The following is a 22,870-nucleotide window of genomic DNA, read 5'->3' on the forward strand; positions in this document are numbered from 1 at the left end:
TACTAAGTGGCAATAAGAGCAGCGTCGATGGCTTCAGCATCTGGACGCTGGTCGAAGGTCGTCGTCTCTCGATACCCATCAACATCAGCACGAAACAAGATCCATTCGCCTGGGTGCGAACGCATCAACGCACCAGACTCCAATGGTTCAAGCCAATAGGCCTTACGCCATAAAGATAAAAATCCTCGTCTTCGTTGTCTAGCAACGCCTCCAATTCCAACAGCACTATCTTCCAAACGGCCGTTCAGCATGACAACAGCCCCTGAATGTTTGTTGCAGAGGAGTTCAAACTGCTCGTAATCGCTGGGTTGTGGTGCAACAACCAAAAAGATACGATTATCATCTTTTCCATTCAGGTCACCGAGTAAATCATTGATTGAAGAGATCTGATTAGCAAGTTCAGGAGCATTGTGTTTAGCCAGTGCTGCACCACCCATATCAGGCCAAACAAGAACAATCTCAAACCCATCTTCTTGCAGATTCTGCATCAGGCGTAGAGCCACGGGCATCAATTTCAAGCCCTCAAACTTCAAGTTCACCTCCCATCGCCCCAGGGGTTGATCCTTTAAAGAGGTTTGTAGAGCCTCCAAAACCATGTTCTCGGCAGCGAGGAGGTCAGCGGGAAGAGTTTTTATCACAGGCTGGGGTGGATGATTTAAGGATTAGAAGTAAGGCTCATTCTGGCGATGCTGCTGCAATCATGGCCTGCTGCAGAAGATCAGGGATCTGATCCAACTGTGTTTCGTCTAACCATGAACCCAGAGAGAAACGTAATCCTGACTGAAGCCACTCAGGTTTGATCTGCATGGCCTGCAGGACAGCACTGTTTTTAGGTTGCCCTGCCATACAGGCACTACCGCTACTTGTTGCCACGCCAAGTCGTGAAAGTTCTCGCACAACAGCTCTACCAGAGATGGGCTGGTCATCTCCTGATCCCACAAGCATGGATATATGGTGAGGCAAACGATTGATTGGATCGCCAGTGAAGTGAAGTCCAGGCAAGGTCTGCAGGTTGATTCTTAACGCGTCACGCATTCGTTGAACTTTCACCTGATCGGCCAGCTCAACATCAGCACAGCCTGACCTGGATAGTTTCAATTGTTCGAGGGCCATCGCCATCCCTGCTGCTAAGGCAACAGATTCAGTACCAGCCCGAAGCCCCTGTTCTTGGCCACCACCACCCTGCAAAGGTTGTAAAACATCTATCAATTCAGGTCTTAATAGAAGCAAACCAATTCCCTTAGGACCCTGAAACTTGTGTGCTGATGCGCTAAGTAAGTCTATTGGCAGATCAGCCCAATGCAGTAGTCCCTGACTAAGAACTTGAGTGGCATCAGTGTGAAAAACAATGCCCCTTTCCCTACAAGCTAAGCCAATCGTCTCAATCGGTTGAATGGTACCGACCTCACTTTGCCCCCAGATGATTGAGACCAATCGTGTTGGCGGAGCAAGCATCAGATCTAGATCCTCAAGTTTGACGCGACCTAGTGGATCAACAGGCCAGTAACACACCTCCCAGCCCTCACGCTTGAGGACCTGAGCTGCAGCAAGAACAGCAGGATGTTCTACCGCTGAAATCACTAGACGGCCCGACTGCATGGAACGAGCCATGCCCAAAAGGCCTAAATGAATAGATTCTGTAGCTCCCGAGGTCAAGACCAGCTCGGTTGAGCTAGCCATTAGGCATGAGGCAATCTTCTGACGACTGCGTTCAAGTAATTCAGCAGCGATCAGGCCTGGGCCATGAAGACTCGAGGGGTTACCCCAGGCACTCTCCTGAACTTCAAAGATGCGTTGAATCACCTCTGGTCGAGGCGGAGTCGTTGCACAAGCATCCAGATATATTTCAGATGGGCACGAACTAGAACTGTGCATCCTTTCCTAGACCGATGCGAGTGTGATGCCCAAATGCATCAAAAGCAGGAGCGATCAAGCTCTCTAACAAGATACTAGTTAAACAATCATTCACCGTTTTAAGGGAATCAACCTCAGGACTATTATCTTATCCAAGATAGGAGTCTCTATAAATTCAAGAGCTGTAAATGTTTGTAGACTATTCGATGTCTTCAAATAATCTGATCATCTTGAGGCAAGACGGCATGACTTGGTGCGAGAAGAGGTGTTAAAACCCCGTCAAAGATAGGTTCAGCGGGCCCCGTCATAAAAACAGAACCCCTACGTCCCGGCCAACTGATCTGTAATACACCACCTGGTAAAAGAACCTCCGCATGGTGATCAGAAAGACCTAGCAAACAAGCTGCTACAAGAGATGCACAGGCTCCTGTACCACAAGCCAGGGTTGGTCCTGACCCACGCTCCCAAACGCGAATTTCAAGTTGATTCGGGCTGTGTATCTTCAAGAAATGAACATTTGTCTTGGCTGGGAAGGCGTGATGTTCTTCAAGTCTTTGTCCCCAATTTTCAAACGGAATACTTTCAAGATCTTCAACAGGCACGATCACGTGGGGATTACCCATTCCTACTGCTGCAACATGCAATGATGTACCACCCAAGTGGCAGTCGCCCTGGGGCAATCCAGCAGAACCGATTGTCAGAGTGGTAGGTATCGATTCTGGATCTAAGAATGGAGATCCCATATCGACGCAAATTTGTCCATCTTCCTGCAAAATTGGACAAATTATTCCTGCTAGGGTTTCTATGTTCCACCGCTGAACACACAAATCTCCTTCGATATCAGCTAAGAAACGTGTTAAGCAACGGATGCCATTGCCACACATCTCGGCCAGGCTGCCATCAGCATTGAAAATTTGCATTCTCAGATCACCATCAGCCCTAGGTGGTAAAGCAAGAATCAGCCCATCAGCTCCAATCCCGAAGTGTCGATCACAGATTTTTCGTACCCAGGCTGGATCAGGATTGATCACTTGTTGAGTCAGCTGATCCTCACGCCCATCAATCAGGAGGAAGTCGTTGCCGAGTCCCTGATATTTGCTGAACTGCAACATAACCAGCATGTAACGATCCCAATCCTATGGAGACCCCCCCTCTCAATCCCAGCCTTCCAGGGATTCGTCTGATTCAGAGTTGGGGTCGGGACAAGATCCCTCTCAGTCTTGAATTAGCTGATGGGCTCCGATTGGAAGGCCGCTTGCTTTGGCAGGACCCGGAATTCCTTGCCCTGGAACGGCCTGGATCGAGTCAACCTGTACTGATTAACCGTCGGGCTGTACTGATAATTCGTCCACTGGGCTAACTCAACTCCCTAGCGTCATCTTGTTATGGCACGATCGAAAGTTGGTGAAACTTGTACGTGACGGAGTCTTTCCCCTCAACGTCTGCCTCCAGCCAATCCTCAGCTCGATATGACCCTATTGAGCTTGAAACGCGTTGGCAAAAGGAGTGGTTACGACAAGGATTAGATCGAACGCCAGTCGCAGAAACTAACCAGAAACGCTTTTACGCCCTATCGATGTTCCCTTATCCATCAGGGAAACTGCACATGGGCCACGTACGCAATTACGTGATTACCGATGTGATTGCCAGGGTGCAGCGCATGCGAGGTGATGCGGTACTTCACCCAATGGGATGGGATGCCTTTGGCTTACCAGCTGAGAATGCAGCCATCGCCAGAAACGTAGATCCAGGTGATTGGACAGACCAAAATATTGCCCAAATGAGGGCCCAGCTTGATCGACTGGGTTTGTCAATTGACTGGGACCGGCAACAGGCGACTTGCCATCAGGACTATTACCGCTGGACCCAGTGGTTGTTCCTTGAACTTTTTGCGGGTGGATTGGCTTATCAGAAGGAAGCGACAGTCAACTGGGATCCCGTCGACAAAACTGTTCTGGCTAATGAACAAGTCGATGGCGAGGGTCGTTCATGGCGGTCAGGCGCTCTTGTGGAACAGCGACAACTCAAGCAATGGTTCCTGCGAATCACCGACTATGCCGATGCGTTAATTGATGACCTTGATGAATTGACTGGTTGGCCCGAGCGTGTCCGCACGATGCAAGCCAATTGGATTGGTCGCTCTCATGGTGCTGAGATCAAGTTCAGAGTCGCTGGTGTAGCCAACTCAATCATCACGGTCTTCACAACAAGGCCAGACACACTTCACGGTGCAAGTTATGTGGTTTTGGCACCTGAGCACCCTTTGGTGGAATCCCTAACAAGTCCGGAACAACGTATTGCCGTTACTGCATTCTGTGACCTTATAAGCCAACTCAGCGTCAAGGATCGCACCGCTGAGGACCAACCAAAACGTGGGGTCCCTATCGGTGCACAGGTGATCAATCCAGTCAATGGTGAATCACTACCCGTTTGGATTGCCGATTACGTATTGGCTGACTATGGCTCAGGAGCCGTTATGGGAGTACCCGCTCATGATGAGCGGGATTTCATCTTTGCTCGCAGCCACGAACTACCGATACGCATTGTGGTGCAGCTGCCAGATACAGACGAGCATCACAATGATGGACAAGCCTGGACAGGGGCCGGAGTTCTTGTAAATTCTGGAGCCTTTGATGGTCTCTCCACAGAGGAAGCGAAGGTTGCGATTACAACCCATGGAGCTTCTGAGGGTTGGGCTCAAAGCAAAGTGCAATACCGTTTGCGCGATTGGCTCATTTCTCGTCAGCGCTACTGGGGTTGCCCGATCCCAATCATTCACTGTGCAAGCTGCGGGATCGTTCCTGTTCCGCAAGAGGACCTACCTGTAACCCTTCCTAGGGACATAGATCTTTCAGGAAAAGGAGGGTCACCCTTAGCGCAAGAAAAGGCTTGGGTTGAGGTCAAATGTCCTATTTGTGGTGAAAACGCTCACAGGGAAACAGACACGATGGACACTTTTATGTGTTCTTCATGGTATTACCTACGTTTTGCTGATCCACTCAATTGTCAACGTCCATTTGATAAAGATATTGTTGATGAATGGTTGCCTGTTGATCAATATGTAGGTGGTATTGAACATGCAATCCTCCATCTCCTATATGCACGCTTTTTTACCAAAGCACTCCACGATAGAAACCTGATTGGCTTTAAAGAACCATTTAATCGATTACTTACTCAAGGCATGGTTCAAGGGCTTACCTACCGCAATGCTAAAAATGGCAGTTATATTTCTCCTGAACTTGTTAGTGATGATAGTGATCCGAGGGACCCAGAGTCTGGAGACAGACTAGAAGTCCTGTTTGAAAAGATGTCTAAATCAAAATATAATGGCGTTGATCCTGCCGTTGTAATTGATCGATACGGTGCCGATACCGCTAGAATGTTCATACTTTTTAAAGCTCCACCAGAGAAAGACCTGGAATGGGATGATGCAGATGTTGAAGGTCAATTTCGTTTTCTGCAACGACTTATTCGTCTGATTGATAGTTTTGCATGGCCTAAGACTGATGGTGACAATGCCTCCATCTCTTCGGCAAACTTGATCATAGATTCAGCTGATCTCAGTGAAGAAGAGATCAACATGAGAAGAGCTACTCACAAGGCGATAGAAGCAATAACTGAGGATTTAAGTGGTGACATTCAATTAAATACAGCCATCTCCGAACTCATGAAGCTATCCAACTCGTTGAGTGGAAAACTAGACAAGGTCCGTAATGAAGTGGCTGCAGAGGCTCTTTCAGTTTTAGTTCGATTGATGGCACCCTTTGCTCCTCATCTTGCAGAAGAATTCTGGCTGAAGCTTCATGGGCATGGAAGCATCCATCAACAATCCTGGCCTGAAATCGACCCAAGCGCACTTGTACTCGATACGATTGAGCTGGTCATTCAAGTCAAAGGGAAGGTACGTGGAAAAATCCAGGTTCCTGCTAACGCAGACAAAAAGACATTAGAAGAATTGGCCTTAAACAGTGACATCGCCGTCAAATGGTTAGAAGGTCAATCGCCTAGACGGATCATCATTGTGCCAGGCAAGTTGGTGAACCTAGTGCCATAGAAATGATCAGCCTTTACTGAAACGTAGTGAAGTCGGAATTCCCCAATCACCTTCAGCAACATAACCACGCTTATTCGCAGTTAGATGCCTCATGATCCAAAAGATGGCTTCTTCTGACCCATCTCCAATCACTTGATGGATCTCTCCAGCTGAACGTTCGACACCATCAGCAAGCAAGTCTTCAACTCGAGACTGCAAGTTAAGGATGGCAGCGGCTGCTTTCTTGCCTGATTCAACTCCAGGCTGGTGATACGCATTAATATTGACAAGTTCACCATATAAACCAACTGCCCTCTCAAACAAAGCAACTAATGCGCCGAGTCGACGAGGATCAAATCGACGCATCGAAATAGTGAGGCTCTGACGACCTCCCTGGCTGAGCGCTGCGCGAGTGCCTTGCAGGAAGCCATCGAGAAAATCACCTGGATGCTCATTGTTGATCGCCGGTATGTTGTCAACATCCTCAAGCACCTCAATAAATGTGGCGAAGAAATTGTCAACACCATCGCGTAATTGCTGCACATAAGCATGCTGATCAGTTGAACCCTTGTTGCCATATACAGCAAGGCCTTGATGAACAACATTGCCATCCCGATCTAGACGCTTGCCTAGCGATTCCATTACCAGCTGTTGCAGGTAACGACTAAAGACCTCAAGGCGATCTCTATATGGAAGAACAACCATGTCACGACGCCCAAGCCCATCTCCTGCAACAAACCAAGCAGCGGCCATCAAAGCTGCTGGGTTGCTGTGCAGATCAGACACACGTGTGGCCTCATCCATTTGCGCAGCACCAGCAAGAAAAGCGCGGGTATCACAACCAATCAAAGCTGCCGGCAAAAGGCCAACAGCACTCGTGATGCTTGTTCTACCGCCAACCCAATCGAACATGTCAAAACGCTTAAGCCAGGATTCCTTCTGTGCAAGCTGATCTAACTGGCTATTGAGCATCGTCACGGCAACGGCCTGTCCAGCCCAACGACCTCCCATCGCTTCGAGGCGTTGACGAGCCTGCTCCATGCCGAGGTGTGGTTCAGGAGTTGCACCAGATTTGCTGACGGTGACAACCAAAGTCGTGCTCAGGGCATCTCCAAGATTGCCAAGAACGCGACTCATGCCATCTGGATCCACATTGTCGAAAAAATGGAATCGCAATCCCTGCTCCGCATTCTGAAGAGCACGAATCATTAATAAAGGTCCTAGGCCACTGCCTCCAATCCCGATCCAAAGCACATCGGTGAACTTTTTGCCATTGGGGGCTTTGATGAGGCCATTGACCACATTGCTGCCAAAGGTCTCAATCAGGTCAATTTCCTTGGCAATGTGATCACAGACCTCTTGATCAGGCGCCAGCTGCGGCTGACGCAGCCAGTAGTGGCCAACCATCCGTTGTTCATCAGTATTAGCGATAGCTCCCTGTTCCAAAGCCTGCATGGCCTTGAAAGCCTGATCAAAGCGTGGCCCTAGCCGTTCAAAATCTTCTGCATTGATATGCATTCGGCTGATGTCCAGCCAAATTCCAAGATCGTTGTGATGCCAAAGCAAATTGTTAAAGCGCTGCCACTGAACCTGGGCATCGCTGGCGCTGAAATCCGGGAAACTCATCAGCTGATGCACGTCGCTCACAGCTCGAAACGATCCACGATCAAAATGCCTGCCCATTTTCTCAGACACTCAGGCTAACCTCGCGCGATGATCAAGACTCTTTTCGGACTCCTACAAACACTCAAAAGAGGTCTTCGACTAACCGACTTTGTAGTCCTGGCTTCGCTTTTCTTGGTTCTCATGACAGAGAATTATGGCCGGCAGGCAAGCCAGACACGTCAATCACCACCGCTGAATATTGCAACCGTTAATCACCTTGATCCAACCGATTTCACAGCAGAAGAGCTCAGATATCTTCAAAAACGTTTCGGGGTACATGGCCCTCAGACGCCTTTAGCTCAGTTGTTCACACGAGGAATTGATCACCTCCAGCCACTGCGAGCTCAGACAGTCAATCGACTGGATGAATTAAAACCTGTGATCGTGCGCGAGTCCAAGCGATACCGCGTCAACCCAATGCTGGTCACAGCGATCCTCTTTGATGAAATTCAGCATTCAAAACCAGGCGAAAACATCCCTTTTGTGGCTCATTCCGGTCTGTTGAAGACCCATGGGCCAGCCCAACTAGGCATCTCTGAACTCATCCATCAAAAACGTTTGCCTCAGCATCCAACGGCAGAACAAATTTCAAGTGCACGTAATTTACTTCTCAATCCAGAATCTAATGTTGAGTTACTTGCAGGAAAGATTGCGCGTCTAAAGGATGACTTAGGCTTACCTTCTAATGCCTTAATCCAAGCTAGTCGCTCTTATAAACATGCCAAGGCGATCGCCACACTGGCTTATCTTCATAATGGAAAGCTTGACTATCCCGCAAGAATTCTTCGTTATATGCAAGACCCTGAACTACATGGTCTGATTTATTCCAAACGTTCTTCAGCCCAGCTGCCCTTAATCTGAGGGATTGCTACTTACACAAAGATAACCAATCGCCGCGAGTCTTCGCTGTAGATTTGACCAATCAAAACTACGGGGGTCTGATCGCTCACCTGCTAAATCAACATGCTGATGAGTAGTGATATTTTCTGGGGGAATATTGAAGCGATCCATCCAATCTGCTAAGACTAGAGCAAGAGAATCATATTGTTTGTCGCTATAACCACTATGATTTAGATAGCCATTGCGACCATCCCATGGTGTCTCTAGGCTCAAATGCAAAGCGAAGTTATTGACGGATCCCTTAAAGCGTGGATTTGTCACAACCCACTCACCAAGAAAAGCAGAATTTCCTGCTCCATATGCTCTATTAAGTGGGTCTACAACATCAATGATTCGCCCATCCAATGTAATCAATGTGTGGTAGCTAACTTGATCTTCATCCTTGCGATGATAATCTTTAAATGTATAGAGTGCAGATTGATACGAATCGGTAGTCTCATGTAGAATTACGACACTAGGAGTCGGATCAACGCGACGGCCATAAAGATCCCAGCGATATCTTTTTCCATAATTCGATGAATCAATAACTACATAATTGCGTTCAGTTGCTAATTGCTGTTGACGGTGGTTAAGACGTTTCTTAAGTCCTTGATCGATATCAGAGCATTGCTTAGAAAGTGGAGATGACCATGATAGTGCTCGCGGCGGCTTTTGTTGACTAGTTGATGGCAGGTCATTTGACTTTTGATTGTCTTCTTCAGAGAATTTCCCAAGTCGTTCTAGATGGCTTTGGAGACTTTGATTTAATTTTGACTGATCATCAGGAATGCTATTCTTTGTATGCCTGGTGAATATTATCAAACCACTTATTGAAAATATGATTATGATTATAAATCGTTTAGTTTTGCTCCTAATAGACATAATCAGAGTGGTTAAATAATCTGAAACCATTGATCCCGTAGATTGCTTAACTCAGCTGGTGCCTCAGAATCAATAATAATCTCCCAGTGATCGACTTGGGGCAAACCACTTGTAAGTGCTGTTTCACTAAGTCGTCCTCGCCTTGAAAAAGTGATGGATACAGGCTCTTTATTGGAGATAAGTTTGTATAAATCATCGACCTTTCGCAATCGAAATCCGCCGACGGCAAGCAATTCATCTCCAACTACAAGACCTGCATGATGGGCTGGACTAGATAGAGCAACTCTTGACACGTAAATAAGCCCCTCTCGTTCAACTAAAGTAAGACCTGTTTCTCTTTTGTTTGAATATCTCTCTTCAAACCTCAGTCCAAGATCTGTAACTATCGAAGTCAACGGGAGAGAGTCAGGTTGATCAAGCCATGCATCAACCTCATTAGCAGTATTGGGATCGAACTTGGCGATGGCAGCTTTGATGTCTAACCTGGAATAACCTCGATGACTACCCCCAAACTTCCGCCAAAGGTCACGGAGTACTTGCGTTAATGACGAGTTTTGCTTGCGTAGGCGAACATCCAGGCAAAAGGCCATCGCAGCACCAAGCCTGTAGTAACTGACCTGTGAATCGGCACTGGCCGGTGTTGCTTTATACAATTTCACCCAGGCTTCACGTGAACTGTCTGCCAGGCTCTGTACTTGACAACCTGGGTTGATTAATAGAGGTGAAAACTCTAGAGATAAATCTTTTAGTAATGTTGAGCGATCGCTCAGCCCAGCAAGGAATGGCAGGGTGAGGTCAAGGTAGCTAGTGATTCCTTCGGCAAACCAGAGTCCATCACTTATCACAGCTTGAGAATAATCGTAAGGTCGATATTCCCTGGGTCGAAGACGTCTCACATTCCATTGATGCAAATACTCATGCCCTATCAATTGTAGGAGCTTCCGATAGCCATCAGGCTCAGTTAATTCCCGCCAGGAATAATGCAAAACTGCACCATAATCATGTTCAAGACCCCCATAACCCGTTTCTAACATATGAATCACTAATTGGTAGAGATCTCCTGCTGGTGGAGGTTCATCCATTAGACAACAGGTAGCTTTACAAATAGCGCTGACGTCATTCACAAGGTTGGCTGGCCATCCCATAGGAGGATCACCTATGCAGAGAAGTTGATGAGAGTTTTTTTTGACAACAAAGGGCTGAGAAACGAAACAGCCAGCATGAATAGGAGCATCAACAAGATGATCAAAATCCTTAGCCCAGAGTGGTTCCTCTCCAGCGAGAGGAACGTAGGCATTCCAACCCGCTGGCAGGGCCAAGGTGAGGCAATGAGGAGTCCAACGTTGACCATCGATTTCCATCACAGCTGCCGCAAGACAAAGGGATGCAAACTCCGGATCTAAGTAGCAGGTGCGCACTGTGAGCTGTCGAGCCTCAATCACATAGCCAAGGGTGACAAGATCAAGAGTGTCGAGATCAGCCTTCCAACCACTTGGGCCGATCCGTTGCACTTGACAATCATTTGAGGCTTGAGAAAGGCTCAGACTGTGGAGATACTGAACATGGTCTCTAATGGTGTATGAGCCTGGGGTCCATATCGGCAGAGACCAGCTCTGACGATGTGTTCTTGGCTTCCATTTCAGGCTGACCTTAAAGGTCTGACTTGCCTTGTCACAGAGATCAAGATGGACTTCAACAACCTCGACCACCTCACTCAACCTCAAAAACAAGCTCAGACGTTATGCAACAACTGTAATGGCCCTGGAAAAGGGTATCTTGACGGAAGATGTTCTTGATCATGGCCTTGAGCCATCTGAAGGCTTGACTTTGTCTAAAAAGATCATGGATCACAGCAGGGGTTCCAATTGGATGCTGCACATAGGAATTAAGTTGTGAATTGGATGTGCTTAGAGCATGTAGCTGGTCTTCTCAATCGTCAACAAGATGAACAACTTAGATAAAAAGGAGATTTCTCTGACCAGTGCTGCTTCGAATCCTCTTCAGAACAGTTGTTATGAAAAGGATGCGAAGCGATCGCTGATCTGGCCACCCCTCCAGGCCAGCCCAAAATTCAACCCTCGCTTAAATCTTGGCGTGATGGCATCAGGGAATGGCAGCAATTTTGAAGCCCTGGTTAAAGCCATTCAAAATTCTCAACTTGATGCTTATATTTCCATATTGGTGGTTAACAACCCTAATTGTGAAGCAAGTCTCCGGGCCAAACGGCTAGGTGTGCCTTGTGTCATCCACGATCATCGCGAATTCAGTAGTCGAGAAGAACTGGATAAGGCCTTGGTAAAGACATTCACCAACCATGCTGTAGAAGGCGTGGTGATGGCCGGCTGGATGCGAATCGTCACCCCAATCCTGATTGCTGCTTTCCCGAATCGCCTTATTAATATTCACCCATCTCTGCTTCCTAGCTTTCGCGGTTTAGATGCGGTTGGGCAAGCACTTAAAGCGAGAGTTCCTATCAGTGGTTGTTCCGTTCACCTGGTTACACCTCAAGTAGATGACGGTCCGGTGCTTGCGCAAGCTGCAGTGCCAGTTTTGAGCTCAGACGACCATCAGAGCCTCAGCAAAAGGATCCAGAGCATGGAGCATCAACTGCTTCCATTATCTGTTGCTCTTGCAGGCCAGAATTGGAGAAACGCAGCTCAAAATTAAGGGTAGAAGGTCAGTAAAGACAGTCCTGTGGTTGGTGGTAATCCAGCCATCAGGTTTAGACATTGAACCCCTTGACCAGCTTGGCCTTTAATCAGGTTGTCGACAGCGCTCATCAAGACAAGCCGGCTGTTGCGGTTGTCGACCTGAACAGAAAGAACAGCTTTGTTGGAGTACTTCACCCACTTAGTCGCTGGATACGTTCCCACAGGAAGAACATCGATGCAGGGATGATGTCGATAGACTGCTTTAAGCACAGTTGTGCAATCCTCAGCGGTCAATCCAGGATCTCTCAAACGTCCATAAACCGTCGCTAGCAGTCCACGCACCATCGGTACGAGATGGGGTGTGAACTGAAGCTCAATCGGCTGTCCGGCAACCTCACTAGCAAGTTGTTCGATTTCTGATGTATGTCGATGTCCTACCACGCCATAAGGCATGATCGACTCCGAGGCCTCTGCCAGAAGAAATTGTTGTTTGGCCACCCTCCCTCCACCAGAGGTGCCAGTTTTTGCATCGATAATCAAACCATCGTTTTCGATCAATCCCTGCTTTAGAAAAGGCAGCAAGGGCAACAAACTTGCGGTTGGGAAGCATCCCGGTGCAGCGACAAGATTTGCAACTGCAATTTCAGGTCCCTTCCATTCAGGTAACCCATAAACAGCCTCTCTACAAAGCTGAACATCATCTCGATTGAGGTTTTGAGCTTCATGGACATAAACTTGTTTCCATTGTTCCAGTGAGCGATAGCGAAAGTCAGCAGAGAGATCTACAACCCGAACATTGCGTTTCAGCAGTTGCGGTGCTAAATGGCAGGCAAGTCCATTGGGAAGGCTGAGGACTGCGTAATCGGCGAATTCAGCGATCTTGTCAGGATCGGGAGATTGAACTTCAGGATCATCAAGGATGGGTAAAAAAGGGCAAAGCTCACTCCATCGCCTGCCGGCACTTCTTTCGCCGCCCAGGTAGGTCACATGGAGGTGGGGATGGTCCTCAAGCAATCTGATGGTTTGAAGACCGCCGTAGCCCGTAGCGCCGATAACCGCTACTCGGCTGCCTCGAACCTGAGAAATGTCAGAGGCTGGAGAGCGAGGGGGACTTTCCATTGCCTTCATCGGACGCCGGCTGATCGTACTGGTGTCGATAATGAACCCAGTACGTTCATCCCTAAGGCCCTGAGGACTTCTCCTATTCCCGCTGAATCGGTCGAGATCCACTTCGACGACATTTCTGATGCACTTGCCGCGATTCGAAACGGTGAATGCGTTGTGGTTGTTGATGATGAGCGCAGAGAAAACGAGGGCGACCTGATTTGTGCTGCTCAGTTCGCTACGCCTGAACAAATCAATTTCATGGCCACAGAGGCTCGTGGTCTGATCTGCCTTGCTATGCAAGGCAGTCGCCTAGATCAACTTGACCTGCCGCTGATGGTTGATCGCAACACAGATGCCAACCAAACGGCTTTTACCGTAAGCATTGATGCAGGCCCTGAAAAAGGGGTTTCTACCGGTATTTCAGCGGAGGATCGAGCGCGGACGATTCAAGTGGCCCTACATCCGGAGACTCGTCCAAGAGACCTACGCCGCCCTGGACATATTTTCCCCCTTAGAGCGAGTCAAGGAGGAGTTCTCAAAAGAGCAGGGCATACCGAATCCGCCGTGGATTTGGCACAGCTGGCAGGACTTGCTCCAGCAGGCGTGATTTGCGAGATCCAAAATTCAGACGGGTCAATGGCAAGACTGCCGCAATTGCAAAACTATGCGCGGCGTTGGGGACTCAAGCTCATCAACATCGCCGATCTCATTCGTTACCGTCTTGAGAACGAACGCTTTGTATACCGTCAAGCCACTGCCGAGTTACCAAGTCTCTTTGGCAGTTTTCAGGCAATCGGCTATTTAAATGGTTTGGATGGATCGGAACACATTGCTCTTGTCAAGGGCGATCCACGAAAACTGAAAGAACCAGTTTTAGTGCGCATGCACTCCGAATGTCTTACGGGAGATGCTTTTGGATCACTGCGCTGCGATTGTCGCCCCCAACTTGAGGCAGCCTTAGCTCGCATCGAACAGGAAGGTGAAGGCGTGGTTGTTTATCTCCGTCAGGAAGGTCGCGGCATTGGCCTAATTAACAAATTAAAGGCCTATAGCCTTCAGGATGGCGGTCTAGACACTGTGGAAGCCAATGAAAGTTTGGGTTTCCCTGCAGATCTGCGAAACTATGGGGTTGGTGCTCAAATTCTCACTGACCTTGGCATCCACCGTTTACGTCTACTTACAAACAACCCACGCAAAATTGCTGGACTGGGTGGATATGGCTTACAAGTCGAAAGTCGTGTCCCCCTAGTGATCTGTCCTGGAGATCACAACGCCGCTTATTTAGCTGTTAAGCGGGAAAAACTTGGACACTTGATTGATGCTGGCAAATCAGAGAATCAAGCTCCAGAAGTTGGACCTTTTGTTGTGGTGGCCTGGGACGGTGAGGTGAACGGAGAGACGTTGGCTAAGCTGAGGACCCGTGCACATGATTGGGCCAAAAGCAATGAACTTGAGCTCATAGCAGAAAGCTCACCCCGTCTACTTGCCCTATGGGATCGCCCCCTTTTTGTATGGCGTGTATGTCCACGAGTCAAAACCTCTTATGAGGTTTCATCAGATCCACTTAAAAAAGCATCGCTGGAGTTACTGCTTCAAGAGTTGATTCAATGGTCAGGGAGCCGTCGAATTGGTCTTCTGCGTACTGACCGTGCTGAGCAAGCAATGCATCCTCCTCAGGATCTAAAGAGAGAAGAGCGGTCGTTGGCAACACTATTTAAAGATGATTTTTCCCCACTAAAAGATTGGGATGCGACGAGCTTTCCCAATCTAATCCTTTGGTCGTGAAAGAGACCAACTGTATATTTTCAATTCTCTTGAATGGTTACTTTGTTGATCCTAGAGCCGTTCTTTAAGGTTAAGACCACATCCATGTTGGCAGCCTGACCGAAAACGGTATGCACACCATCGAGATGAGGCTGAGCATCATGGACAAGAAAGAATTGACTTCCACCAGTGTTCTTTCCTGCATGAGCCATAGAAAGAGAACCGGCGAGATGCTTTTTGCTATTTATTTCACAATTAATCGTATAGCCAGGCCCACCGGTTCCAGGCATCCCCTTTGCCCCCTCACGAGTATTTGGGCAGCCACCTTGAGCCATGAAACCATCGATCACACGATGGAAAGACAGGCCGTCATAAAAACCCTCCTTAACCAGCTTAGTGAAATTGGCAACCGTGTTGGGAGCATCATCATCAAAGAGGTCCAACTCAATCAAACCAGCATCAGTGTCCATCAGTGCCTTGGTCACAGTTGGATGCTCAAAAAAATAGTCTAGTCAGTTGAGCCAACTTTCGCGACGTCTCTAGAAATATTAATTGAATCAAAGTAATAGTATCAATTTTATAAACAGCATTCAACAAGGATGGTGCGATTCATGGGAAAGCTGTGTATGCCATTACAAGATATTCAAATCGTTTAGAATCTGTTATTGCTATCGTGTACCTACCGAGTAGAATGATTTTACTATCTTGCTTTTTGCAAAGGCACAATTAAAATCAAGCAATACAATTTTTACACCTCGCCAAAGCTGTTCGCAATTGATTATTATGCTCTATCAGTAGTTTCTGGGCAGCCTCAGCGTCTAAACCGCAAGTATGCATCAGCAGAGCCACTTTTACAGATCCATCGCTTGCTTGAAGCAACTCAGTTCCACGAACTCGATCAACATCAGCTAAATCATGCAGGATTCGCAAGGCACGATCCATCAGCTTGATGTTGGTAGCAGCAACATCAACCATTCGATTACCAAAGACTTTGCCAAGACGAACCATCGCACAGGTTGAAAGAATATTTAGAGCCATCTTTGTTGCGGTACCAGCCTTCAAGCGCGTGGAACCTGTAAGTAATTCAGGGCCAGTCAAAAGACGAATATCGATACTGCATGGCAACTCAGCTTGTTCTATAGGCACACATGAAATTGCAATCGCCAAAGCATTAATTTCCTTTGCGTATGCAAGTCCTCCTTTCACATAAGGAGTCGTTCCCCCCGCCGCAATACCGACAAGACAATCAGCAGGGCTAAAGTCACGCTCCTCAAGATCCTTTTGCCCTAACTGTTCAATGTCTTCAAGTCCCTCGGAACTTTTCAGCAAAGCTGCGCTCCCACCAGCAAGAACACCCTGAACAAGATCAGGATCACTGCAAAACGTTGGAGGGCACTCTGCGGCGTCAAGAACACCTAGACGTCCGGAGGTGCCAGCACCCAAATAAAAAAGGCGACCTCCGCTTCGAAGCCGGTCCGTAATCGCTTCAACTGCCTGAATAAGTTCGGGTATAGCCGCTGCGACGGCGCGCTGTGGCTCTCGGTCCTCTTCGCAGAAAAGTGTCACTAAGGACTCTGTGGTTAGTTGATCCAAACATTCACTTTTGGGATTGACCTGTTCAGTCAACAGATGCCCTCGATTATCTGAAGGATGCAAATTGAGATCTGCAAATACATTGGTCATGATTAAATCAACCCTTCAAGCCGCTTACGAATCTCTTCAAGATCTGTTGATTCAACTTGCTGATCCAATCCATTTCTGTCTGCAACGGAATGATCCTCGTCCTGCCAGTGACTCACATCTCGATTTGATTCTGGTGGAGCAAATAAAAGACGCTCCTCATCAGTTTTTGGCATAAAGCCAACCTCCACAAAACGAGCTTCATATCCCGCCTGGCGGCAGAAATCTTCAATCTCATCACGGCCAATCTCTTCAACAGTCGGTAAAGGAAAGTCTTGAGCCTCAAGAAGACCGGCATAACGCTCGGCATCATCAGCGTTTTCGAACATCAGCACAGCTGTCTTGCCAGCAAGTTCGAGGGAATGAATACCCTCGTTGTCTTTACCGGCGTCATAGAGAAGGACGTACACGCGCATGTGGATCAGGCCAGACCGATGGGATCTCTCACTCGATTATCTAATTCGGCTTTATAGATTTTCCGGCTCAAGAGCCAATTCTTGAAGTCGTCGGTAGAGGGCACGTTCGGCTTCAGCAAGTTCAGCAGGAATAACCACCACAATTTCAACCAATTGATCACCTCTGCGTCCATCAAGCTCAAGTCCCCGTCCGCGAAGGCGCAATAAACGACCACTTGATGATGCTGGAGGCACTTGGAGTGTGACAGGACCAGACAGAGTTGGGACATCCACTGCACAGCCAAGAGCTGCATCAGGTGGAAACAACTCAAGGCGATAAAGCACACGAAGTCCGTCAATCCTCAGTCTGTCTTCTGTTTGAACGCGTAACTGAAGGAAGTGGTCCCGTCCTCCAGGGGCTACGCCCACAAGACGTAACCGCCAGCCATCGCCAGCCAAAGGCGGTGTATCAACCTCTACAAGAGTGCCGTCATCGAGTTCAAGATCCACTGAAGTTCCATAGAGGGCCTGCTCAGGGGTCAACTCGACCAACGTCTCGAGATCATCACTGGCCTGTACGGGAGGAGGAGGTGGTGGTGGAGAAGTCGCAGGCCAGTCGACTTGTTCTGAGGGGAAAGGATCAGCAACGTCAACAGGCTGTTCGTCTGTGCGCTCCAAACCGAGCACCACTTCGAGATACTCATCGAAAGTTGGAAAACCAACTGCGAAAGGATCAGCAATGGCTTGCTCTGTCGACATCGATCCCTGCCAAGCAGCCCGACGTCTTGGATCACTGAGAACTGCATAGGCCTCGTTAACCAATTTGAAGCGTTCTTCGGCGTGGTAATCATTGCCATTGAGGTCTGGATGCCATCGCCGTGCTTCGCGACGAAATGCCCTTTTGAGCTGGGAGGCGTCACTGTCTGGAGAGACACCTAGCAAAGACCAGTAATCCGGTTTAGCGGTAGAAGTCATCGTCCCAGGGATTTAACTCACGTCCCCTGTAGATGCGTCGGCCGTCGGACGACCGGGCAGGGCTGTTCCAAGGATCTTCATCCCAGTCATCATCAGAGAAGAGCTCATCTTTCAACGAGCCAAGAGTGTTACGTATGCCCTGGAGTGGATTGGCGTCAGTACGCCGTTCTGATGAAATGCGTCGATTCAAGCCAAAAAGGGCTTCCTGAAGAGAACCAACAGCAAGCTCAAGTTCCTGTAGATCGTTCTGCTCAAGCAGGTCTTGCACATCGCGCATAGCTGTCTCTACAGCCCGTTGCTGCCGCTCAGCCCCATAGGGGCCCAACTCCAAAGCTGCATCGCGAAGTCTTCGTTCTGCTTGACCAACAAGTGTGAGTGCACCATTACGACGATCAATTGATGCACGACGACGACGATCTTCTCCTGCCTTCGCTTCAGCTTCGGTGAGCAAGGCTTGCAATTCCTCTTCGTTAAGGGTGGAACCTCCCTGAATATTCACAGATTGCTTGCGGCCTGTGGTGCGATCAGTTGCACTCACTTGCAAGAGACCATTGGCATCAATATCAAAAGCCACCTGCACCTGGGGAACACCTCTTGGTGCAGGTGGAATGCCAGACAGGCGAAAGCGACCCAAAGACTTGTTATCTGCTGCCAACTGACGTTCACCCTGCCAGACATGAATTTCAACAGACGATTGGTTGGCCTCTGAGGTGCTGAACACGTCGGATTGGCGCACTGGTATTGGTGTATTTCGTGGGATCAGCACTTTCATCAACCCACCAACGGTTTCCAGCCCTAATGAAAGGGGAGTGACATCGTTGAGCATCAGATCTCGAAGCTCACCGGTAAGGATTCCGGCCTGAACAGCTCCGCCAACAGCCACGACTTCGTCAGGGTTGACAGATTGACACGGTTCACTGGCAACGAGGGTTCGCAGCAATTGCTGAACCATCGGCATTCTGGTGCCACCTCCAACAAGCACAACATCATCAACATCATCAGCAGACCAGCCAGAATCACGCAGAGCTGTCTGCACTGGATTCAGAAGACGGTCGAGAAGGTCGGGGCAAAGGCCTTCAAATGTGGGGCGATCAAGACTGGTCTCGATATGAAGAGGGCCATCAGGCCCCGTTGCGATAAAAGGCAAAGAAATCGGAGTACTAAGCACACCAGAGAGTTCCTGCTTGGCTTTTTCTGCTGCTTCAATCAAGCGTTGCAGTGCCTGGCGATCACGGCGTAAATCGAGGCCATGCTTGGTCTTAAAAGCTTCAGCGAGCCAATCAACAATGCGTTGATCGAAATCATTGCCCCCTAGTTGTGTATCACCACATGTGGCCTTGACATCAAAAACACCATTAGCGACACGCATCAGTGAGACATCAAACGTCCCGCCACCAAGATCGAAGACAAGAACACGGCGAGCGGCACTGCGATCAAAGCCATAGGCCAGTGCAGCAGCAGTGGGTTCGTTGAGGATCCGTTCCACTGTGATTCCAGCGAGCCTGCCGGCATCACGAGTCGCCTGACGTTGGGCATCATTGAAATAGGCAGGTACTGTCACTACAGCAGCTTCAACAGGCTCTCCTAGATATGTCGCCGCATCATCCACAAGCTTGCGAATGATGCTGGCCACAAGTTCTTCGGGTGCATATTCACGCTCCGTCACTTGACAGGAGACACGCACGTTCCCCTGTTCATTGGCCCTTACGGTGTATGGAACAGAGAGACTGCTGTCATCCATTTCATCCCAGCCTCGTCCCACGAAGCGCTTGAGATTGGCAAAGGTATTTCTTGGATTGAGCACCAACTGGCGACGTGCTAATTGACCGACAAGTAGCTCTGCTTCTTTGCTGTAACCCACTACTGAGGGAGTCGTGCGACTGCCCTCCGCATTAGCGATCACTTGAGGGCGACCAGCCTCAAGCACCGCCACAACGGAGTTTGTTGTCCCTAGGTCTATGCCAACAATCCGCCCCATGGCCGCGTTTACTGAAGCTCCAAGGTAACGGCGAAAAGCACCCTAAACCAAGCCTTTTTAGCAATGTGGATGTTGGACTGTTAATGGCCTGTTAATGCAAAAGCACCCCTCTCAGGATTAGGTTTCTTATGTCTGTATTGCAGTGGTATGCCAACTGGTGTGCAGAAAGAGCTGTACGTGCTCAGAAGACGTCCAGCTTATGAAAAATTCGTCGACAGCAGCTTTAGAACTATCGCCATATCAATGGCATCGATGGTTGCACTGATACTTGTAGCGATCCTGATCGTTGTCTTTTGGGGGTCACTTGAATCGATGGGGCGCTACGGGTGGAAATTTCTAGTGACATCAAATTGGAACCCTGTTGATGATGAGTACGGAGTGTTAACCGCCATCTATGGAACAGCAGTAACCTCATTGCTGTCACTGTTAATTGCGATTCCTCTAGGTGTTGGAACAGCAATTTTTATAACCGAAAGCTTTATACCTACAAGAGCTAAAAACATCATAGGAGTAATGATTGAACTACTAGCGGCCATTCCATCTGTGGTACTTGGCCTATGGGCAATCTTTGTAATGGAGCCCTTCCTAAGACCCTTGCTTTCTTTCCTGTATATATATTTTGGCTGGATTCCATTTTTTAGTACTCAGCCAATGGGGCCTGGAATGACCCCAGCGATCTTGATACTTGTTGTAATGATACTTCCTATCATTACAGCTATTTCAAGAGACTCACTCAATCAAGTACCAATTAGCCTGCGTCAAGCAGCTTATGGGGTTGGAGCAACACGCTGGAGCACTATCATTAATATCATTCTACCAGCGGCAATTTCGGGCATTGCTGGAGGCGTACTACTCGCTCTGGGAAGAGCCATGGGTGAAACAATGGCAGTAACAATGATTATAGGAAATTCCAATAATTTTAGCTGGTCATTGCTTGGCCCAGGCAACACAATCGCTGCGATGCTAGCCAATCAGTTTGGAGAAGCAGATGGAACTCAGGTCTCATCACTTTATTATGCAGCATTTATTCTTATGGTGATAACACTTGCTGTAAATATCGTTTCACAATGGATGGTCAAACGCTTAAGTCTTAAATACTAACATGAAATCAATGAATAGCGAAGCGATTTCAACAAGTGGGGATCTACCCTCCAATCTTTACTACAAGCGAGGCTTGATGCGTAATAGAATTAATAGAATTTTTACACTATTATCGGGATTATTTTCATTCGTAGCCATTCTGCCACTAATTCTTGTTTTAACCTATGTAATTTTCAAAGGAGCAACCAGATTAAGTATCTCTCTTTTTACTATGCTTCCGCCTCCCCCAGGACTCGATGGCGGAGGTATTGGCAACGCAATCTTGGGAACTATTATTGTCACCTGCATAGCCGGAATGATTGCTATACCTGTTGGTGTTGGTGGAGGTATCTACCTTGCCGAATATGCACGTGAAGGACCATTCTCTAGATTTATACGTTTTGGGACCAATGTTCTTTCAGGTGTTCCTTCAATTATTACTGGCGTTTTTGTCTACGATATAATTGTCTCTTCACGTGTCATTCTTGGCAGTTCATACAGTGCGATAGCTGGCGGAGTAGCACTCTCAATCCTGATGTTGCCAACAGTGATAAAAACCACTGATGAAGGCCTAAAACTGGTACCAGACAACCTTCGCAAAGGTGCACTTGGAGTAGGCGCCTCTAAATTTGTTACCATTACCCACATTACAGTGCCAATGGCATTTACTCCAATCGCTACAGGAGTCGTTCTTTCAGTTGCTCGGGCAGCTGGTGAAACAGCACCATTGATTTTTACAGCACTCTTTTCATATTTTTGGCCTAGTGGTTCAGATGCTTTCTTCAATCCAATCGCGACACTTTCGGTTTTGATTTATAATTTTTCAACTCAACCCTATCAAGTTCAGAATGAATTGGCTTGGGCAGCATCATTTGTCCTTGTAGTATTTATTCTCGCGATGAATATCCTTTCACGCTGGATTGGCCACTTAACCTCAAAATGAGTCACTTACACAAGTCTATTTTTATCTTGACGACTGAATTGCCTTCATTATTAATCGCGCGCTGATCCATGACAGCCACTTCCTCTCCTCGGCCAAAACAGATTTCAACTGATCCCTGTATATCACTTCAGAACGTCACTATAAGTTACAATGAATTTGAAGCAGTACGACATGTTTACTGCGAGATACCCCGCGGTAAAATTACAGCTTTAATCGGACCATCTGGATGTGGTAAATCAACAATTCTGCGATCTCTAAATCGCATGAACGATTTGATAGAAGGATGTTCTCTTACAGGTCGAGTGATGTTTGATGGAGACGACTTGTATGCCCCAAATATCGATCCAGTTGAGGTACGCCGACGCATCGGGATGGTATTTCAGCAACCGAATCCATTCCCTAAAAGCATCTATGAAAATATTGCATTTGGAGCAAGAATTAATGGATATAAAGGTGATATGAATGAGCTTGTTGAACGCTCACTTCGTCAAGCAGCTGTATGGGATGAATGCAAGGATAAGCTTAAAGAAAGTGGATGTTCTCTATCCGGTGGCCAGCAACAAAGGCTATGCATAGCACGTACAATCGCTATTGAACCAGAAGTGATTTTAATGGATGAACCCTGTTCAGCCCTTGATCCTATTTCTACACTTAAAATTGAAGAGACAATGCATGAGTTAAAAAATAGATTTACGATTGTAATTGTCACTCATAATATGCAACAGGCTGTTCGAGTTAGTGATTTCACAGCTTTCTTCAATGCTGAGGTACAAGAAGGTGGATCAGGAAAAGTTGGTTATCTTGTTGAGTTCAATGAAACAGAGAAAATCTTCCATTCACCTGCTCAGGAGGCGACTCAGAATTATATATCCGGCCGTTTTGGTTGAAGGGATGATGGTATTTCTTAAAGATACAATGTTTATAGCTAGATTTGTAGTTGCAAGTAATAGCTATCAACTATTCTCTAGAGCAAAATAAAATTAA

The 22,870-nt window shown here is 47.7% G+C and carries 20 protein-coding genes; 8 read left to right on the top strand and 12 right to left on the bottom strand.

Going from position 1 to position 22,870, the window contains the following annotated elements:
* Positions 1 to 2: 2 nt before the first annotated feature.
* The 3 genes from SIB41_RS05170 to dapF all read right to left on the bottom strand — a co-directional run bounded on the left by SIB41_RS05170 (position 3) and on the right by dapF (position 2,975).
* Positions 3 to 638, bottom strand: a complete 636-nt coding sequence (locus SIB41_RS05170; protein ID WP_413360978.1) for a DUF1995 family protein — start codon at positions 636 to 638, stop codon at positions 3 to 5.
* A gap of 37 nt (positions 639 to 675) precedes the next feature.
* Positions 676 to 1,875 (bottom strand): cysteine desulfurase family protein, encoded by a 1,200-nt coding sequence (locus SIB41_RS05175; protein ID WP_413360980.1) that lies wholly within the window; start codon positions 1,873 to 1,875, stop codon positions 676 to 678.
* Between the two features lie 191 nt (positions 1,876 to 2,066).
* Entirely contained in the window at positions 2,067 to 2,975 is a 909-nt protein-coding gene (dapF, locus tag SIB41_RS05180) for a diaminopimelate epimerase (protein ID WP_413360982.1), read from the bottom strand.
* A gap of 17 nt (positions 2,976 to 2,992) precedes the next feature.
* Between dapF and SIB41_RS05185 the strand changes: the two genes are divergently transcribed.
* A complete protein-coding gene (locus SIB41_RS05185) occupies positions 2,993 to 3,214 on the top strand; it encodes an Hfq-related RNA-binding protein (protein ID WP_413360984.1) in 222 nt (73 codons plus the stop codon).
* 57 nt (positions 3,215 to 3,271) lie between these two features.
* Positions 3,272 to 5,908 carry a leucine--tRNA ligase gene (leuS, locus tag SIB41_RS05190; protein ID WP_413360986.1) on the top strand — a complete coding sequence of 879 codons (2,637 nt, stop codon included), beginning with the start codon at positions 3,272 to 3,274 and terminating at the stop codon, positions 5,906 to 5,908.
* Positions 5,909 to 5,914: 6 nt separating this feature from the next.
* Here leuS and SIB41_RS05195 read toward each other — a convergent pair whose 3' ends face one another.
* Positions 5,915 to 7,513, bottom strand: a complete 1,599-nt coding sequence (locus tag SIB41_RS05195) for a glucose-6-phosphate isomerase (RefSeq protein WP_413361406.1) — start codon at positions 7,511 to 7,513, stop codon at positions 5,915 to 5,917.
* A gap of 87 nt (positions 7,514 to 7,600) precedes the next feature.
* On the opposite strand from SIB41_RS05195, the gene SIB41_RS05200 reads away from it, so the two are divergent.
* Positions 7,601 to 8,413, top strand: a complete 813-nt coding sequence (locus SIB41_RS05200) for a helicase DnaB (protein ID WP_413360988.1) — start codon at positions 7,601 to 7,603, stop codon at positions 8,411 to 8,413.
* Here the strand turns inward: SIB41_RS05200 and SIB41_RS05205 are convergent.
* Positions 8,405 to 9,343 (bottom strand): N-acetylmuramoyl-L-alanine amidase, encoded by a 939-nt coding sequence (locus tag SIB41_RS05205; protein WP_413360990.1) that lies wholly within the window; start codon positions 9,341 to 9,343, stop codon positions 8,405 to 8,407. The genes SIB41_RS05200 and SIB41_RS05205 overlap by 9 nt on opposite strands.
* Positions 9,325 to 11,022 carry a PDZ domain-containing protein gene (locus SIB41_RS05210; protein ID WP_413361408.1) on the bottom strand — a complete coding sequence of 566 codons (1,698 nt, stop codon included), beginning with the start codon at positions 11,020 to 11,022 and terminating at the stop codon, positions 9,325 to 9,327. Before SIB41_RS05210 ends, SIB41_RS05205 begins: the two co-directional genes overlap by 19 nt.
* Before the next feature lie 235 nt (positions 11,023 to 11,257).
* Between SIB41_RS05210 and purN the strand changes: the two genes are divergently transcribed.
* A complete protein-coding gene (gene purN, locus SIB41_RS05215) occupies positions 11,258 to 11,980 on the top strand; it encodes a phosphoribosylglycinamide formyltransferase (protein WP_413360992.1) in 723 nt (240 codons plus the stop codon).
* Here purN and argC read toward each other — a convergent pair.
* Positions 11,977 to 13,083 (bottom strand): N-acetyl-gamma-glutamyl-phosphate reductase, encoded by a 1,107-nt coding sequence (argC, locus tag SIB41_RS05220; RefSeq protein ID WP_413360994.1) that lies wholly within the window; start codon positions 13,081 to 13,083, stop codon positions 11,977 to 11,979. The genes purN and argC overlap by 4 nt on opposite strands.
* Between argC and ribBA the strand changes: the two genes are divergently transcribed.
* On the top strand, positions 12,964 to 14,856 hold the full coding sequence (gene ribBA / locus SIB41_RS05225; RefSeq protein ID WP_413360996.1) for a bifunctional 3,4-dihydroxy-2-butanone-4-phosphate synthase/GTP cyclohydrolase II: 1,893 nt from the start codon (positions 12,964 to 12,966) through the stop codon (positions 14,854 to 14,856). The two genes, argC and ribBA, sit on opposite strands and share 120 nt — an antisense overlap.
* A gap of 20 nt (positions 14,857 to 14,876) precedes the next feature.
* Here the strand turns inward: ribBA and SIB41_RS05230 are convergent, their stop codons facing one another.
* The 5 genes from SIB41_RS05230 to dnaK form a co-directional block, all read right to left on the bottom strand.
* Entirely contained in the window at positions 14,877 to 15,305 is a 429-nt protein-coding gene (locus SIB41_RS05230; protein WP_413360998.1) for a peptidylprolyl isomerase, read from the bottom strand.
* A gap of 262 nt (positions 15,306 to 15,567) precedes the next feature.
* Positions 15,568 to 16,518: an N-acetylmuramic acid 6-phosphate etherase gene (murQ, locus tag SIB41_RS05235; RefSeq protein ID WP_413361001.1), complete on the bottom strand. Its 951-nt coding sequence runs from the start codon at positions 16,516 to 16,518 to the stop codon at positions 15,568 to 15,570.
* Between the two features lie 2 nt (positions 16,519 to 16,520).
* A complete protein-coding gene (locus tag SIB41_RS05240) occupies positions 16,521 to 16,931 on the bottom strand; it encodes a DUF3110 domain-containing protein (protein ID WP_413361004.1) in 411 nt (136 codons plus the stop codon).
* A 51-nt stretch (positions 16,932 to 16,982) separates the two neighbouring features.
* A complete protein-coding gene (locus tag SIB41_RS05245) occupies positions 16,983 to 17,885 on the bottom strand; it encodes a DnaJ domain-containing protein (RefSeq protein ID WP_413361006.1) in 903 nt (300 codons plus the stop codon).
* Positions 17,869 to 19,863: a molecular chaperone DnaK gene (dnaK, locus tag SIB41_RS05250; RefSeq protein WP_413361009.1), complete on the bottom strand. Its 1,995-nt coding sequence runs from the start codon at positions 19,861 to 19,863 to the stop codon at positions 17,869 to 17,871. The genes SIB41_RS05245 and dnaK overlap by 17 nt, the downstream gene beginning before the upstream one ends.
* A gap of 147 nt (positions 19,864 to 20,010) precedes the next feature.
* On the opposite strand from dnaK, the gene pstC reads away from it, so the two are divergent.
* The 3 genes from pstC to pstB all read left to right on the top strand — a co-directional run bounded on the left by pstC (position 20,011) and on the right by pstB (position 22,773).
* Positions 20,011 to 20,964, top strand: coding sequence for a phosphate ABC transporter permease subunit PstC (gene pstC, locus SIB41_RS05255; RefSeq protein ID WP_413361012.1), 954 nt, complete (start codon positions 20,011 to 20,013; stop codon positions 20,962 to 20,964).
* 1 nt (position 20,965) lies between these two features.
* Entirely contained in the window at positions 20,966 to 21,886 is a 921-nt protein-coding gene (gene pstA / locus SIB41_RS05260; RefSeq protein ID WP_413361015.1) for a phosphate ABC transporter permease PstA, read from the top strand.
* Positions 21,887 to 21,954: 68 nt separating this feature from the next.
* The gene (gene pstB / locus SIB41_RS05265) at positions 21,955 to 22,773 is read left to right on the top strand and encodes a phosphate ABC transporter ATP-binding protein PstB (RefSeq protein ID WP_413361018.1); all 819 of its coding nucleotides are present in this window, start codon (positions 21,955 to 21,957) and stop codon (positions 22,771 to 22,773) included.
* The last annotated feature ends 97 nt before the right edge of the window (positions 22,774 to 22,870 follow it).

The sequence above is a fragment of the Prochlorococcus sp. MIT 1201 genome, assembly GCF_047303415.1.
Classification (GTDB): Bacteria; Cyanobacteriota; Cyanobacteriia; order PCC-6307; family Cyanobiaceae; genus Prochlorococcus; species Prochlorococcus marinus_D.